General features: G+C 44.5%; 14 protein-coding genes and 1 other RNA gene. 8 read left to right on the plus strand and 7 right to left on the minus strand.

What is annotated here, in order from left to right; all coding sequences use genetic code 11:
• Positions 1–129 precede the first annotated feature (129 nt).
• The 3 genes from L4D74_RS01035 to L4D74_RS01045 all read left to right on the plus strand — a co-directional run bounded on the left by L4D74_RS01035 (position 130) and on the right by L4D74_RS01045 (position 3,633).
• A complete protein-coding gene (locus tag L4D74_RS01035) occupies positions 130–1,293 on the plus strand; it encodes a phosphoglycerate kinase (protein WP_428750328.1) in 1,164 nt (387 codons plus the stop codon).
• A gap of 137 nt (positions 1,294–1,430) precedes the next feature.
• Positions 1,431–2,507, plus strand: a complete 1,077-nt coding sequence (fbaA, locus tag L4D74_RS01040) for a class II fructose-bisphosphate aldolase (protein WP_265673590.1) — start codon at positions 1,431–1,433, stop codon at positions 2,505–2,507.
• Positions 2,508–2,769: 262 nt separating this feature from the next.
• Positions 2,770–3,633, plus strand: coding sequence for a mechanosensitive ion channel domain-containing protein (locus tag L4D74_RS01045; RefSeq protein WP_265673591.1), 864 nt, complete (start codon positions 2,770–2,772; stop codon positions 3,631–3,633).
• 32 nt (positions 3,634–3,665) lie between these two features.
• Here the strand turns inward: L4D74_RS01045 and L4D74_RS01050 are convergent, their stop codons facing one another.
• Both L4D74_RS01050 and L4D74_RS01055 read right to left on the minus strand, forming a co-directional pair.
• Positions 3,666–4,166 (minus strand): YbaK/EbsC family protein, encoded by a 501-nt coding sequence (locus L4D74_RS01050; protein ID WP_428750329.1) that lies wholly within the window; start codon positions 4,164–4,166, stop codon positions 3,666–3,668.
• 3 nt (positions 4,167–4,169) lie between these two features.
• Complete coding sequence (locus L4D74_RS01055; protein WP_428750330.1) at positions 4,170–4,790, minus strand: LysE/ArgO family amino acid transporter; 621 nt, start codon at positions 4,788–4,790, stop codon at positions 4,170–4,172.
• A gap of 108 nt (positions 4,791–4,898) precedes the next feature.
• On the opposite strand from L4D74_RS01055, the gene L4D74_RS01060 reads away from it, so the two are divergent.
• Positions 4,899–5,795 carry a LysR family transcriptional regulator ArgP gene (locus L4D74_RS01060; RefSeq protein ID WP_428750331.1) on the plus strand — a complete coding sequence of 299 codons (897 nt, stop codon included), beginning with the start codon at positions 4,899–4,901 and terminating at the stop codon, positions 5,793–5,795.
• A 154-nt stretch (positions 5,796–5,949) separates the two neighbouring features.
• Positions 5,950–6,645, plus strand: coding sequence for an oxidative stress defense protein (locus L4D74_RS01065; protein ID WP_390902884.1), 696 nt, complete (start codon positions 5,950–5,952; stop codon positions 6,643–6,645).
• A 72-nt stretch (positions 6,646–6,717) separates the two neighbouring features.
• Here the strand turns inward: L4D74_RS01065 and serA are convergent, their stop codons facing one another.
• The 5 genes from serA to L4D74_RS01090 form a co-directional block, all read right to left on the minus strand.
• A complete protein-coding gene (gene serA, locus L4D74_RS01070) occupies positions 6,718–7,947 on the minus strand; it encodes a phosphoglycerate dehydrogenase (protein ID WP_428750332.1) in 1,230 nt (409 codons plus the stop codon).
• Positions 7,948–8,187: 240 nt separating this feature from the next.
• The gene (gene rpiA, locus L4D74_RS01075; RefSeq protein WP_428750333.1) at positions 8,188–8,844 is read right to left on the minus strand and encodes a ribose-5-phosphate isomerase RpiA; all 657 of its coding nucleotides are present in this window, start codon (positions 8,842–8,844) and stop codon (positions 8,188–8,190) included.
• Between the two features lie 189 nt (positions 8,845–9,033).
• Positions 9,034–9,621 carry a 5-formyltetrahydrofolate cyclo-ligase gene (locus L4D74_RS01080; RefSeq protein ID WP_428750334.1) on the minus strand — a complete coding sequence of 196 codons (588 nt, stop codon included), beginning with the start codon at positions 9,619–9,621 and terminating at the stop codon, positions 9,034–9,036.
• A 3-nt stretch (positions 9,622–9,624) separates the two neighbouring features.
• Positions 9,625–9,808: non-coding RNA, 6S RNA (ssrS, locus tag L4D74_RS01085), on the minus strand.
• A complete protein-coding gene (locus L4D74_RS01090; protein WP_265673599.1) occupies positions 9,809–10,120 on the minus strand; it encodes a cell division protein ZapA in 312 nt (103 codons plus the stop codon). It abuts the RNA gene before it with no gap.
• Between the two features lie 290 nt (positions 10,121–10,410).
• Here L4D74_RS01090 and L4D74_RS01095 point away from each other — a divergent pair, with 290 nt between their 5' ends.
• The 3 genes from L4D74_RS01095 to L4D74_RS01105 all read left to right on the plus strand — a co-directional run bounded on the left by L4D74_RS01095 (position 10,411) and on the right by L4D74_RS01105 (position 13,463).
• Positions 10,411–10,992, plus strand: coding sequence for a YecA/YgfB family protein (locus L4D74_RS01095; RefSeq protein ID WP_428750335.1), 582 nt, complete (start codon positions 10,411–10,413; stop codon positions 10,990–10,992).
• Between the two features lie 83 nt (positions 10,993–11,075).
• Complete coding sequence (ubiH, locus tag L4D74_RS01100; protein ID WP_428750664.1) at positions 11,076–12,230, plus strand: 2-octaprenyl-6-methoxyphenyl hydroxylase; 1,155 nt, start codon at positions 11,076–11,078, stop codon at positions 12,228–12,230.
• A 6-nt stretch (positions 12,231–12,236) separates the two neighbouring features.
• Positions 12,237–13,463 (plus strand): FAD-dependent 2-octaprenylphenol hydroxylase, encoded by a 1,227-nt coding sequence (locus L4D74_RS01105; RefSeq protein ID WP_428750665.1) that lies wholly within the window; start codon positions 12,237–12,239, stop codon positions 13,461–13,463.
• Positions 13,464–13,487 lie beyond the last annotated feature (24 nt).

Raw genomic sequence — 13,487 nt, forward strand, 5'->3', positions numbered from 1 at the left:
AATATTAATTTTGAGGGTTGAAATTAATATTGATGGGCTCAATATAAGTAAGCAGTTGATGAATTCATAAACTTGGCATGACGCCGAGTTTTCAAAAACTTTATTTATTTTTAGTTGAGAGGACTAAACATGTCTGTAATCAAGATGACTGACCTGGATCTAGCAGGTAAACGCGTATTTATCCGTGCTGACCTGAACGTTCCTGTAAAAGAAGGCAAAGTAACTTCAGATGCTCGTATCCTAGCATCGCTACCAACCATCAAGCTTTGTCTAGAAGCGGGTGCTAAAGTTATGGTGACTTCTCACCTAGGTCGTCCTACTGAAGGCGAATACGCTGAAGAGTTCTCTCTACAACCCGTTGTTAACTACCTAAACGACGCACTTGATTGTGACGTTAAACTAGCAAAAGATTACCTAAATGGCCTAGAGCTAAACGCAGGTGAGCTAGTGGTTCTTGAAAACGTTCGCTTCAACAAAGGCGAGAAGAAAAACGAAGAAGCACTGTCTAAGCAGTACGCTGCACTTTGTGACATCTTCGTCATGGATGCATTTGGTACGGCTCACCGTGCTCAAGCGTCTACACACGGTGTTGGCATGAACGCGCCAATCGCATGTGCTGGTCCTCTTCTTGCTGCTGAGCTTGAAGCGCTAGGTAAAGCAATGGACAACCCAGCTCGCCCTCTTGTTGCAATTGTTGGTGGTTCTAAAGTATCGACTAAGCTTACCGTTCTTGAGTCTCTTTCTAAAATTGCTGACCAACTGGTTGTTGGTGGTGGTATTGCAAATACGTTCATTGCAGCTGAAGGCCACAACGTAGGTAAGTCTCTTTATGAAGCAGACCTAGTTGAAACCGCGCAGAAGCTAATGAAAGAGTGTGCAATTCCTGTTGCCACTGACGTAGCGTGTGCAAAAGCATTTGATGAAAACGCAGAAGCTGAAATCAAAAACGTGGCTGACGTTCAAGACGACGACATGATCTTTGACCTTGGTCCTGATTCAACTGCGGCGCTTGCAGAAATCATCGGCAACGCTAAAACTATTCTTTGGAATGGCCCAGTAGGCGTATTTGAATTCAAAAACTTTGAAGCAGGTACGGCTGGTATCTCTAAAGCAATCGCAGAATCTGCAGGTTTCTCTGTAGCTGGCGGTGGCGATACTTTAGCGGCTATCGACAAGTTTGGCATTAAAGCTGACGTGTCTTATATTTCAACTGGTGGCGGTGCGTTCCTTGAGTTTGTTGAAGGAAAAGTACTACCAGCAGTAGCGATGCTTGAAGAGCGCGCTAAAGCTTAATTATTTTTTGATAAAGCGAGCTTATAGCTCGCTTTTATCTATGCTGCAATGCGTGGTTAACTTTGATACAATGCCGCCCATTGTGAGCAAACGATTGCCCTTTTTTATTTAAAACGACAGAAAATAGGACTTATTCCATGTCTAAGATCTTCGACTTCGTAAAACCTGGTGTTATCTCTGGCGATGACGTACAGAAAGTATTTGAAGTAGCAAAAGAGAACAAATTTGCACTTCCTGCGGTAAACGTAGTTAACACTGACTCTATCAACGGTGTTCTTGAAGCAGCAGCTAAAGTAAAAGCTCCAGTTGTTGTTCAGTTCTCTAACGGTGGCGCTGGCTTCTTCGCTGGTAAAGGCGTTAAGCTTGAAGGTCAAGGCGCACAAATCCTAGGTGCAGTTGCTGGTGCTAAATACGTACACGCTGTAGCTGAGTCTTACGGTGTTCCAGTTATTCTTCATACTGACCACGCGGCTAAGAAACTACTACCTTGGATCGACGGCCTTCTAGATGCGGGTGAAGAGTTCTTCGCTCAAACTGGTAAGCCACTATTCTCTTCTCACATGATTGACCTTTCTGAAGAGTCTCTAGAAGAGAACATCGAAATTTCTGGTCAGTACCTAGCTCGCATGGCGAAAATGGGCATGACTCTAGAGATTGAACTAGGTTGTACTGGTGGTGAAGAAGACGGCGTAGATAACTCTCACATGGACGCATCTGAGCTATACACTTCTCCAGAAGACGTAGCTTACGCATACGAAAAACTAACGGCTATCAGCCCACGTTTCACTATCGCGGCTTCTTTCGGTAACGTACACGGTGTTTACCAAGCAGGTAACGTTGTACTGACTCCAACTATCCTACGTGACTCTCAAGCATACTGTGCAGAGAAGTTCGGTATTGCACCTAACGCTCTAAACTTCGTATTCCACGGTGGTTCTGGTTCTTCTGAAGCTGAAATCCAAGAGTCTATCGGTTACGGTGTTATCAAAATGAACATCGATACAGATACACAGTGGGCAACTTGGGACGGTATCCGTACTTACTCTGCTGAGAACTTTGATTTCCTACAAGGTCAAATCGGCAACCCAACTGGCGAAGCTGCGCCAAACAAGAAGTTCTACGATCCACGCGTATGGCTACGTGCAGGTCAAGCTTCTATGGTAACTCGTCTAGAGAAAGCGTTCGCTGACCTTAACGCTATCGACGTACTATAAGTTTAAATCTTATAAGATTTAACTGATAGACAGTTTAAAAAGCCGCTCTTTTGAGCGGCTTTTTTTGTGTCTTATGAAAATAAAGTTAAAGCGGTGAAAAAAACTGGCACAAAGTCATCTGATTGCGTAACCTTTTGTTAAGTAATGTATCTTGAATATTCATGTATTCAATGTTGTATGAAGTGGACGTAGTTTGGCTAACTAAGCAGTGGTAACTAGTGGGTCGAGCGGAATGTTGAAATTTTAATATGAGGTAAAACATATGGCTGGTGAGTCTATGGATATCGAGACCCCGCTGGTGGATGGTCTTTCAAAAGCTGAACAATGGCTAACAAATAACTCTGACTTATTTGTTCAATATGGTGTCAACATCATTTCAGCGCTCTTGATTCTATTTATCGGTAACTTGTTTGTTAAAGCCGTGGCAAACAGTGTTTCTAAGGTTTTGCACAAGAAGAAGATGGACAAAGCCGTCGTCGAGTTCATGAATGGCATTGTGCGCTATACTTTGTTCGTTATTGTATTGATTGCTGCCTTAAGCCGAGTCGGTGTACAAACAGCCTCTGTCGTCGCGGTAATTGGTGCGGCTGGTTTGGCTATTGGTTTAGCACTGCAAGGATCATTGTCTAACTTTGCTGCAGGTGTGCTGATTGTTGCTTTCCGTCCGTTTAAATCTGGCGACTATGTTGAGATTGGTGGCGTAGCCGGTTCTGTGGATGCGATTCAAATCTTCCAAACTATTTTAACGACACCAGATAACAAAATGGTCGTTGTTCCTAACGCTTCAGTGATTGGTTCACCAATTACTAACTATTCCCGTCATGCAACCCGTCGTATTGATCATGTGATTGGTGTGTCTTACGGTGCTGATTTGAAAAAAACACAAGAAGTGATTCGTAAAACATTGGAAGCGGACGAGCGCATTCTTAAAGAGCCAGGTATCACCGTTGGTGTTGTTGCTCTAGCGGATTCATCAGTGAATTTTGTGGTTCGTCCTTGGGTACGTACTGAGCAGTATTGGGATGTGTACTTTGACTCGCTACAAGCGATCAAGGAAGCATTAGATGCAGAAGGTATCGAAATTCCATTTCCTCAAATGGACGTACATCTGAATAAAGCTGACTAAGATTTTTGAGTTTGCTATGAAAAGGTGAAGCGTTAAGCTTCACCTTTTTTTGTTTCGATAACCTGGTTGGGAAGCGTAGTTAGCAGCAAGCGCAGATCGGCACCTGATACCGCAAACGTCCAGTCAGGTAATCCAGGTGTATATAAAATCTCTTCGAGCGCGAATAAGCGACTATCGACGACAAGCGTGATGTCTTTAGGTAACCCAAACGGGCATACTGCGCCGGGTAGACAACCTATTTCCTCTATCATTTCGTCGTTACTGCAGATTGAAGTGCGCTTACCTAGTAATTGCTTGAGCTGCGTTTTGTCTAAGCGGCTATCTTTGTCAGTCAAGAATAGCGCAAAGCCACCGCCTTTCTTTTTTAAGAACAAACTCTTGCTATGAATACCTGTCCAACCAAGTTGCTGAGCGACCCGTTCATCGGTAGCAAAGTCTAAAATAGGTTCATGTTGCCATTGTTGATACGAGATCGATAGGTGATGTAGGAGCTCCCTATTTATTTGATATATTTCTTGGATTCGATTTGTCATAAGTTACGCCATGAGCCCTTTTGTCAGCATTGCAGCAATAGTAAACATCATCGTAGCCACTGCTAGGTCGATGCTCTTTTTTACTTTTGGTTTTGATAGCGTAGGGCCAAGTTTTGCTGCGCCTATAGACAGCGAATAAAACCAAACGAATGAAGCCAGAACGGTACCAATAGCAAATGCAATTCTGTCACTTCCTTCAAATTGACCACCAATAGAGCCTAAAATTACCACGGTATCAAGATAGAGATGGGGGTTTAATACAGTGACGGCAAGCGCACCGAGAATAACGGTTCTCTTGCCTCTGGCCAATACTTCTCCGTTAGACTCACTGCTTGCGGGTTGTTTAAATGCACTACGTAATGACAGCATGCCGTAACCCACTAAGAATAGGATTCCCCCCAGGGTCACCATGGTAAGTAGCATTTCATTTTGAGATAAAATCGCTCCTCCGCCAAAGATACCCAGAGAAATAAAGGTGGTATCTAAGAGGCTACAGACCGTGGCGGTTGTCAGGTGATGATTACGTTTAATCCCTTGATTTAATACATAGGCATTTTGAGCGCCGATTGGAATAATCATGGTTGCACCTAACCCAAAACCTTGAAGAAGTACCCAAAAATTCACTTTTATTTCCTAGTTGAACAATTAAAGAGAGCGTGAGAATACGGATTTTACTATCATTAGTTAAATTAATAATATTTATGCTTTATAAGAAAGCCTAATGGAGAGAGGATGCGCGGTCTTGACTACAAATGGATAGAAGCATTAGATGCGATTGTTGAACAAAGGAGTTTTGAAAAGGCGGCAGAGCACCTTTACATTTCTCAGTCTGCCGTGTCTCAGCGAGTTAAGCAACTCGAAAAATGGCTCGCACAGCCTGTTTTAGTGCGAGAGCAGCCACCACGCCCTACCGCCGTAGGTAAAAAGTTACTTGGACTTTATCGTCGTGTGTGTTTATTAGAGCAAGAGTTGGTGCCAGAGCTGACATCGGAGTTTAGTGATAAACCCTTATCAGTTTCATTGGCAACCAACGCCGATAGCTTAGCGACGTGGTTATTACCTAGTCTATTTCCTTTAATTGAGTCTAAACGTATTGAGCTGGATCTTATTGTTGATGATGAGGGACGGACAATTGAAAAGCTTAAAAATGGCGAAGTGGTTGGAGCCATCAGTTTAGAGCCACAATCGATTCCGGGTTGCGTGGCGGATTATTTAGGCCGAGTTGACTACCTTTGTGTGGCCAGTCCAAGTTTTATTAAGCGTTACTTTAATCACGGTGTTAATCGCGAGGCGTTGATAAAAGCGCCTGCTGTGGCCTTTGATCAGCATGATAAAATGCACCAACACTTTGTTAATAAACACTTTAGTATTATGCCTGGCAGTATTCTTAAGCATACAGTGCGGAGTTCAGAAGCCTTTGTTAAGCTCGCGGTCGCCGGTGTGGCTTACTGTTTGATTCCGAGACTGCAAATAGAGGATGAGTTAGCCAGCGGGGCTCTAGTTGAACTGACACCTAATATTGAGCTGTCACATCGTATCTACTGGCATCATTGGCAGCTGGAAAGCGGTGTGCTTGGTGAATTATCGGATGCCATTACTCATTACGCCCATGCGTATTTGCCACAGTAAGGGGGAGCGGGCGCTGTGTTTTTAAATCGTCAGCAAACCACACGTTTATCGATAACGTCATTGTTTTGTCAGGGTTATCATTTGATGGAACTCATACGTTATTATTTTGCCTAACATTGAGTAATCGATCTTTGCTTAGATGAGGAAACAGATAATGAAATCAACATTGACGCTTTGTGCTCTAGCCGCCAGTTTTATTGCGCTGCCAAGTGTTGCAAGCCAGGTAGACTTTCCCCATATTGTGACAACAGGGTATGGGCAAATAGAAGCAACGCCTGATATGGCGGAGTTTTCCGTTAGAGTGGTTCAGTCACAACTCAATGCCGATCAAGCGAAAGAAGGTGTAGATTCAGTTGTCGATACCTTTTTGGCGAAACTGGCGAGTGCGGGTGTAAGCAAAGAGGATATTAAAAGCTCAAATTTGTATCTTACCCCCCAATATCAATACCCTGATAAAGGTCAGCCTGAGTTAGTTGGATATCGAGCATCGAGAACGGTGACCGTTCAGGTCATGGATATAGAAAGGCTTAATGATTATTTAGATTCGGCATTAGCATCTGGGATTAACCAAGTTGACAATATTCGTTTAAAAGTGAAAGACGAAAGTCAGTATCAAGCGAAAGCACGGACTGCGGCTATCCAAGATGCACAGAAAAAAGCCCAGTCATTAGCGCAAGGGTTTGAGCAAAAGCTTGGGAAAGTGTGGCAAATTACCTATAAACAGCCGCAAAATCAGCCTGTCGTGATGAGAAGTATGATGATGGACAGTCAACCTGAATCTAACAGCTATCAAGATTCGGTGATTACTATCCGTGATAGAGTGGATGTGGTGTACAAGTTATCGAACTAAAAAATGCCCTTGCTTTGCAAGGGCATTTTTATTTGAAAGCGATACGTTGAAGGTCATACCTACAGCAGAGAATTAATGTAAAATTCGCGCGCGCAGCGTACCTTCAATGAGCTTCAGTTGCTCTAATGCTTCTTCTGAGCGTGCAGTTTCCACATCAATAACTACATAACCAATATCCGAGGCTGTTTGTAGGTATTGGCCTGCAATGTTAATGCCTTCCTTCGCAAAGATGGTATTGATTTGCGTAAGAATACCAGGGCGGTTTTGGTGAATATGCAGCAGTCGAGAACATTCACGGTGTTCTGGCAGTGATACTTCAGGGAAGTTAACGCTAGACAGTGTTGAGCCATTGTCAGAGTACTTAGCCAGTTTTCCAGCCACTTCCACACCAATATTTTCTTGAGCTTCTTGTGTCGAGCCCCCTACGTGAGGCGTTAGAATCACGTTGTCGAACTTCATCAATGGTGATTCGAATGGGTCAGCATTGGTTTTTGGTTCTTCAGGGAATACATCGATAGCAGCACCGGAAAGGTGACCCGTTTCGAGCGTCGCGCAAAGCGCTGGGATATCCACAACCGTGCCACGAGCCGCGTTGATAAAAATAGAGCCTGGCTTCATGCGAGCAAATTCAGCTTCGCCCATCATGTTTTTCGTTTCAGGTGTTTCTGGGACATGCAATGAAATCACGTCACACTTGTTTAATAGCTCTGTCATATTATGGATTTGTGTGGCATTACCCAGAGACAGTTTGTTTTCAATATCATAGAAATAGACACGCATACCAAGGTTCTCGGCAATAATACCGAGTTGCGTGCCAATATGACCATAGCCAATGATACCAAGACGTTTACCACGCGCTTCGTTCGAGTTATCGGCACTCTTCTTCCATATACCACGGTGAGCTAGCGCGTTTTTCTCAGGAATGCCACGAAGAAGTAAAAGGATTTGACCCAGTACTAGCTCTGCCACACTTCGTGTATTTGAGAATGGTGCGTTAAAAACAGGAACGCCACGCTTAGCAGCAGCGTTTAGATCGACTTGGTTGGTACCAATACAGAAACAGCCAATTGCGACTAATTTTTCTGCGGCATTAATGACTTCTTCAGAAAGGTTTGTACGTGAACGAATGCCGATGAAGTGTGCGTCTTTAACCGCTTCAATCAGTTCTTCTTCAGGTAGTGAACCTTTGTGATAAGTGATGTTTGTGTATCCAGCAGCTTGCAATACTTCGACTGAAGATGGGTGTAACCCTTCAAGCAGGAGGATTTTAATTTTATCTTTATTCAGTGAAACTTTGGCCATTTAACTCGTCCTTAAAATGGAAATGGGGCAATCGCGGCGCACAGTTGACAGCGAGAATTTCAAGGAGGAGCTTCTTACTGCTGAGGCAAACGTTTTCCTTGTGCGTCTTCTAAGCAATAAAGTAACAAAAAATTTTCGACTTGGGTAAGAAAATTACGGAATAAGGAATAATTTTCTTATAGTTAAGGAGAGAAAACGGCACTAAGGCGTGCCGTTTGTAATCAAATGACGTAAAAAGAACTAGTCTTCGATTTTTGCGCCTTCTGGCGTACCAGTAATCACAACATCTGCGCCACGGTGAGCAAATAGGCCTACTGTCACTACGCCAGCAAGCGCGTTAATTTTGTCTTCCATTGCTTTTGGATCGGTGATCTTCATGCCGTATACATCAAGAATCACGTTACCATTATCTGTGACGACGCCTTCGCGGTATGCAGGGTCACCGCCTAATTTAACGAGCTCTCGGGCTACGTATGAGCGAGCCATCGGAATCACTTCAACTGGAAGTGGGAATTCGCCCAGTACATCAACGGCTTTAGTGCCATCAACAATACAAATGAATTTTTTCGAGATTGCAGCAACAATTTTTTCACGAGTCAGTGCCGCGCCACCGCCTTTGATCATGTCTCGAGATGGGTTTATTTCATCCGCACCGTCGACATAAACATCAAGTATAGACACATCATTGCATTCAAAAACTTCAATGCCTAATGCTTCAAGTTTTTCTGTTGATGCGATAGAACTAGAGACTGCGCCTTTGATGTCATCTTTGATTGAGCCTAACGCATCAATAAAGTGATTAACGGTAGAGCCGGTACCAACACCAACAATACTGCCTTCTTCTACGTACTTGAGAGCGGCCCAGCCAGCTGCTTTTTTCATCTCGTCTTGAGTCATGGTTGAAATCCCAGTTAGAAAGTTAGGGTGAAAACGCCGGCGAAGTATATATCAAAATGAACGAAATTGGCGCTTAAAACCGAGTGTTAAGCCAAAATTAGTGACATTTAGCAATCGGTTGCTCCAGTGGCCTTAGTTATACCCTAGCGATAAGGCGTGGTGATTTTAATTTTTATCGCGAGTGAAGGGCTACCAACGCCAGGTTTGTTCAGGCGTAATGATAGTGGCAAGGGGAACATCCCAAGATTCGCTAGGCAGCGCTGAAACTTGTTGGCAATTGTGGGCAAGCCCGATGGCATTAGGACCTTGGCCGGAAAACCGCCATGGTGCTAGAGTTCGATCATAATAGCCACCACCCATACCAAGTCGTTGCCCTTGTTTATCAAACGCGACAAGCGGAGTAAAGATAATATCCAATTGTCTAACTGGGCATATCATGCGTTGATCAAGCTGTGGTTCCAAAATTCGATATTGATTAGCCACTAAGGGAGTATCGGCATGGTAACGTAAAAAAAGTAGCTGGCCTTTGGAGAAGGGGTGAATTACTGGTAAGTAGGTATTGATGCCTTGTCGCCATAGATCGTCAATGAGAGGTTGCGTATCAAGCTCACCATCAGTGGCTAAATAGAGTGCAACGTGCTTAGCTCGTGTGAGTTCAGGTAAGGACTGGCATTGTTCGGCGAGTTGAAAAGCGTAGTCAGTTTGCTGACTTGCTGTTATTGCCCGACGAAGATGTCGGATGTCAGTGCGAATACGTTGTCTAGTATTGACAGACATAAGGAATACCCCAAAGTGCCGTTGAAGATTGTGGCCCTTGAACCTGCTGGTTCAAGGCGGATCAGCAAAGGTAACCGTAGGCTTCTCGGTACGAGCCGAGCTTGCTCAATAGTGCCCAAATACTAACCCTTAAGGATTGCTTATCGGCTCAGGGACTTAAATCCTCTGACGCACACTCCAGGGTAAATTAGTTTCGCTGTCCTTGCCTTACATTATTAATAGCATCATCAAGTGATGCGGCGAGCTGTTCCATTCGCTCGGTAAGTTGAGAGGTATTTTGTTGCACCTCATCACTTTTTGTATTCAGCTCGTAAGACATATTCAAAGCGGCGATCGTGAGCAATTTTAGCTCATTCGTTACTTTTGTCCGCTGAGTCATTTCTTGCAATCGGTCATCAAGATCTTTTGCCGCTTGGATCAAGGTTTCTTCTTGACCTGCAGGGCAATTTACCCGAGTCAATTTACCTAATATTTCCACTTCGACTGCTTGATTTTCCATAATGACAAGAACTCTTTTTGTTATCACCAACAAAGGTAATCTGAGGAGGAAACTATAGGTAAACGGCCATTAAGATTCAAGCTTTTCTAGTGACTCAATGCCAAATGCGTGTTTAATCACACACGAAATCGACAATTCGCACAAAAGCTATCCAGAAACGAGGCAAATGCCGTTTTCGCTTGCGATGGGAAGTGATAGCATGACCAACCAATACCAAAGCGCTTCCAGTCAACGATTTGTTCAAACCATCGTCTGCTGGAAAGTCAGAAAAGAATAGAATGAGAGCCACTATGACAGATACCACACTACCAAATTATATTACCGTTGCGACTGAATTACAGCAGGCTAGCCTTGCTGTTAGCCCTGCAGAACTGCATGGCCTATTAGTTGGGATGTTGAGTGGTGGTCTGGGACTCAACGATGATAGCTGGCAGCCACTATTGTTTGATTATACGAATGACGGAATGGGCTGGCCACAGTCTGCTATTGCGACGGCGAAAACCTTACTAACGCATTCAATTAGCGAATTAACAGACAATGAGAGCTTTGAAGTTTCTTTATTCATCCCCGATGATGCGGTGGATGCGACATTAGTAGAAAAAGCCGATGGCTTGAGCGAATGGGTGAACCACTTTATTTCTGGGTTGGGTTTAATTAGCACTAAGTTAGCGCAGGCATCAGAGCAGAGTAAAGAAGCACTTGGTGATCTGGAAGAAATTGCCAAGCTGGGTGTTGATGAAGATGATGACCTAGAAGAGCAAGCCCAACTGTTTGAGCAAGTGATCGAACATGTTAAAGCATGCGTATTAATCATACATGCTGAGTTTGGTATTAAACCGACCAAGCAGGCTGATACTCCAACGATTCACTAATCAATCATCACTAATCAATCGCTAACACTTAAAGAGAACACTTCGTGTCGAGACTGTATGATATTGTGATTGCTGGTGGCGCTATGGCAGGGGCTACCTTAGCTATGGCGCTAAACCAAGGAAGCAATCAGTCGTTAAAAATAGCTGTCGTAGAACCCTATCAGCCTGATCATAAAGCTCATCCTGGTTTTGATGCGCGCTCGATTGCGCTTTCCTATGGCACGGTGGCTATTTTAAAGCAATTCCATTTGTGGTCGCTTATTGAAGATCATGCTACGCCGATCACCCACATTCATGTTTCCGATCGTGGTCATGCAGGAATGACGGACTTCTATGCCGATAAAGAAGGGTTAGAAGCGATGGGATACGTGGTCGAGTTGGCGGAAGTCGGGCGTCGATTTAGTCAGCATTTATCACAGCAGCATCATATTGAATTATTTTGCCCTTACTCGGTGCAATACATTGAGCGTAGGACGGATTCGGCAACCGTGACTCTATCGTCAAATGACGGAGAGAGCGTACAACTAGAAACGAAGCTAATTGTAGCTGCGGATGGCGCGGAGTCAGTGAGTTGCCAGTCAGTTGGCTTAACGCAGCAAAGCTTCGATTTTAACCAAACTGCGATTATCGCCAATGTTGTGACCAGTGAACTTCACCAAGGTCGTGCATTCGAACGTTTTACCGCAAACGGACCATTAGCATTATTGCCAATGAGCCAAGGGCGGAGTTCGTTGGTTTGGTGTTTACCCCCTGCGGAGGCTCAGCGTATTTTGAACTTGCCTCAAGCTGAGTTTTTAGGTGAATTACAGCAAGCTTTTGGTTGGCGTTTAGGGCAATTTACCAAAGTTGGCAGCATTGCGAGTTACCCGCTGCTACTTCGTCATCGAGAGCGTATTACCACCCATCGCTTTGCCGCCGTGGGCAATGCTGCGCAAACGTTGCACCCAATTGCGGGTCAAGGCTTTAATCTAGGGATTCGCGATATTGCGACTCTGGTGGATTTGCTGCTTGGGAATACGAAAGATGTCGGGGATTACGCTAATCTTATTAGATTCCAAACGCAGCGCGAGCAAGATCGGTCAACTACGATTGCGATGACATCAACTCTTGTACAAATTTTTTCCAATGATTTATTCGCATTTCGAGTGGGACGAAACGTGGGGTTGGGAGTATTGGATACTTTCCCGCTGTTGAAATCTCCGCTTTTTAATCGTGCGCTCGGCGTGGTGAACAGGTAGTACAACATTATGCAAAGTTATGATTTAGCCATTATTGGTGGTGGAATGGTCGGTCTAGCGTTAGCGCGATCTCTGAAGGATACCGATCTTCGTATTGCCGTGATAGAAGGGAATATGCCTTCTAAATCCATACCAGACGAGCCGGATATTCGTGTTTCTGCGTTAAGCCGCGCGAGTGAGACCATCTTAAAAAATTTAGGGGCGTGGGATGCGATAGAAAGACATCGTTGCGCCGCTTATCAGGCAATGGAAGTGTGGGAGCAAGACAGTTTTGCTCGTATTGAATTTTCAGCTAGCCAGTTTTCTCAACCTAACCTTGGTCACATTGTAGAAAATCACATTATTCAAACGGCATTGTTAGCTCAAGTTGAGCAACAGAGCAACGTCACCTTCTTTATGCCAAACCGTTGCCAGTCTATGGCGGTTGGTGAGAGTGAGGTTTGGATGACGCTCGACAACGGCATGGCACTAACAAGTAAATTAGTCGTGGGTGCTGATGGAGCGAACTCTTGGGTAAGAGAGCAGCAAGGGATACCATTGACGCATTGGGACTATGGACATAGCGCTTTAGTTGCCAATATCAAAGTCGATGATTATCACGACGGTGTGGCGCGTCAAGTCTTCACCCCGCAAGGTCCTTTAGCGTTTCTGCCTCTCGATGACCGCAAACTGTGTTCCGTGGTGTGGTCGACGGATCCAGTAAGAGCGGAGAGGTTGGCAAAAATGTCGGAGATTGAATTTAACAAAGCCATTACGGCAGAATTTGATGGCCGACTTGGGCTTTGTCACTTAACCTCTGAACGTCGAGTCTTTCCTTTAAAAATGCGCTATGCACGAGATTTTGTGACTGAGCGAGTGGCTTTGATTGGAGACGCAGCTCATACGATTCATCCGCTGGCTGGTCAAGGCGTCAATCTTGGTCTTTTAGATGCAGCAAGTCTATCCGAAGAGCTTATTAAGCTATGGAAAGCAGGGAAAGATATTGGACGTAAGCGTCATCTAAGAGAGTTTGAACGCTGGCGAAAAGCAGAGGCTGCTAAAATGATTGCGGCGATGCAGGGCTTCAAAGACCTATTTGATGGTGATAACCCAGCTAAAAAAATGGTTCGCAGTCTAGGAATGAGGCTGGTGGGGCAATTACCTGGAGCAAAACAAGAAATCATGAGCCGCGCGTTGGGAATGAAAGGGCGTTTGCCTGAATTAGCTAAGTCACCCGTTCAACAAAGCAGCTAATTGTGAGTGATGCTGTTAGAATTT

The sequence above is a fragment of the Vibrio cionasavignyae genome (assembly GCF_050337155.1).
Classification (GTDB): Bacteria; Pseudomonadota; Gammaproteobacteria; order Enterobacterales; family Vibrionaceae; genus Vibrio; species Vibrio nomapromontoriensis.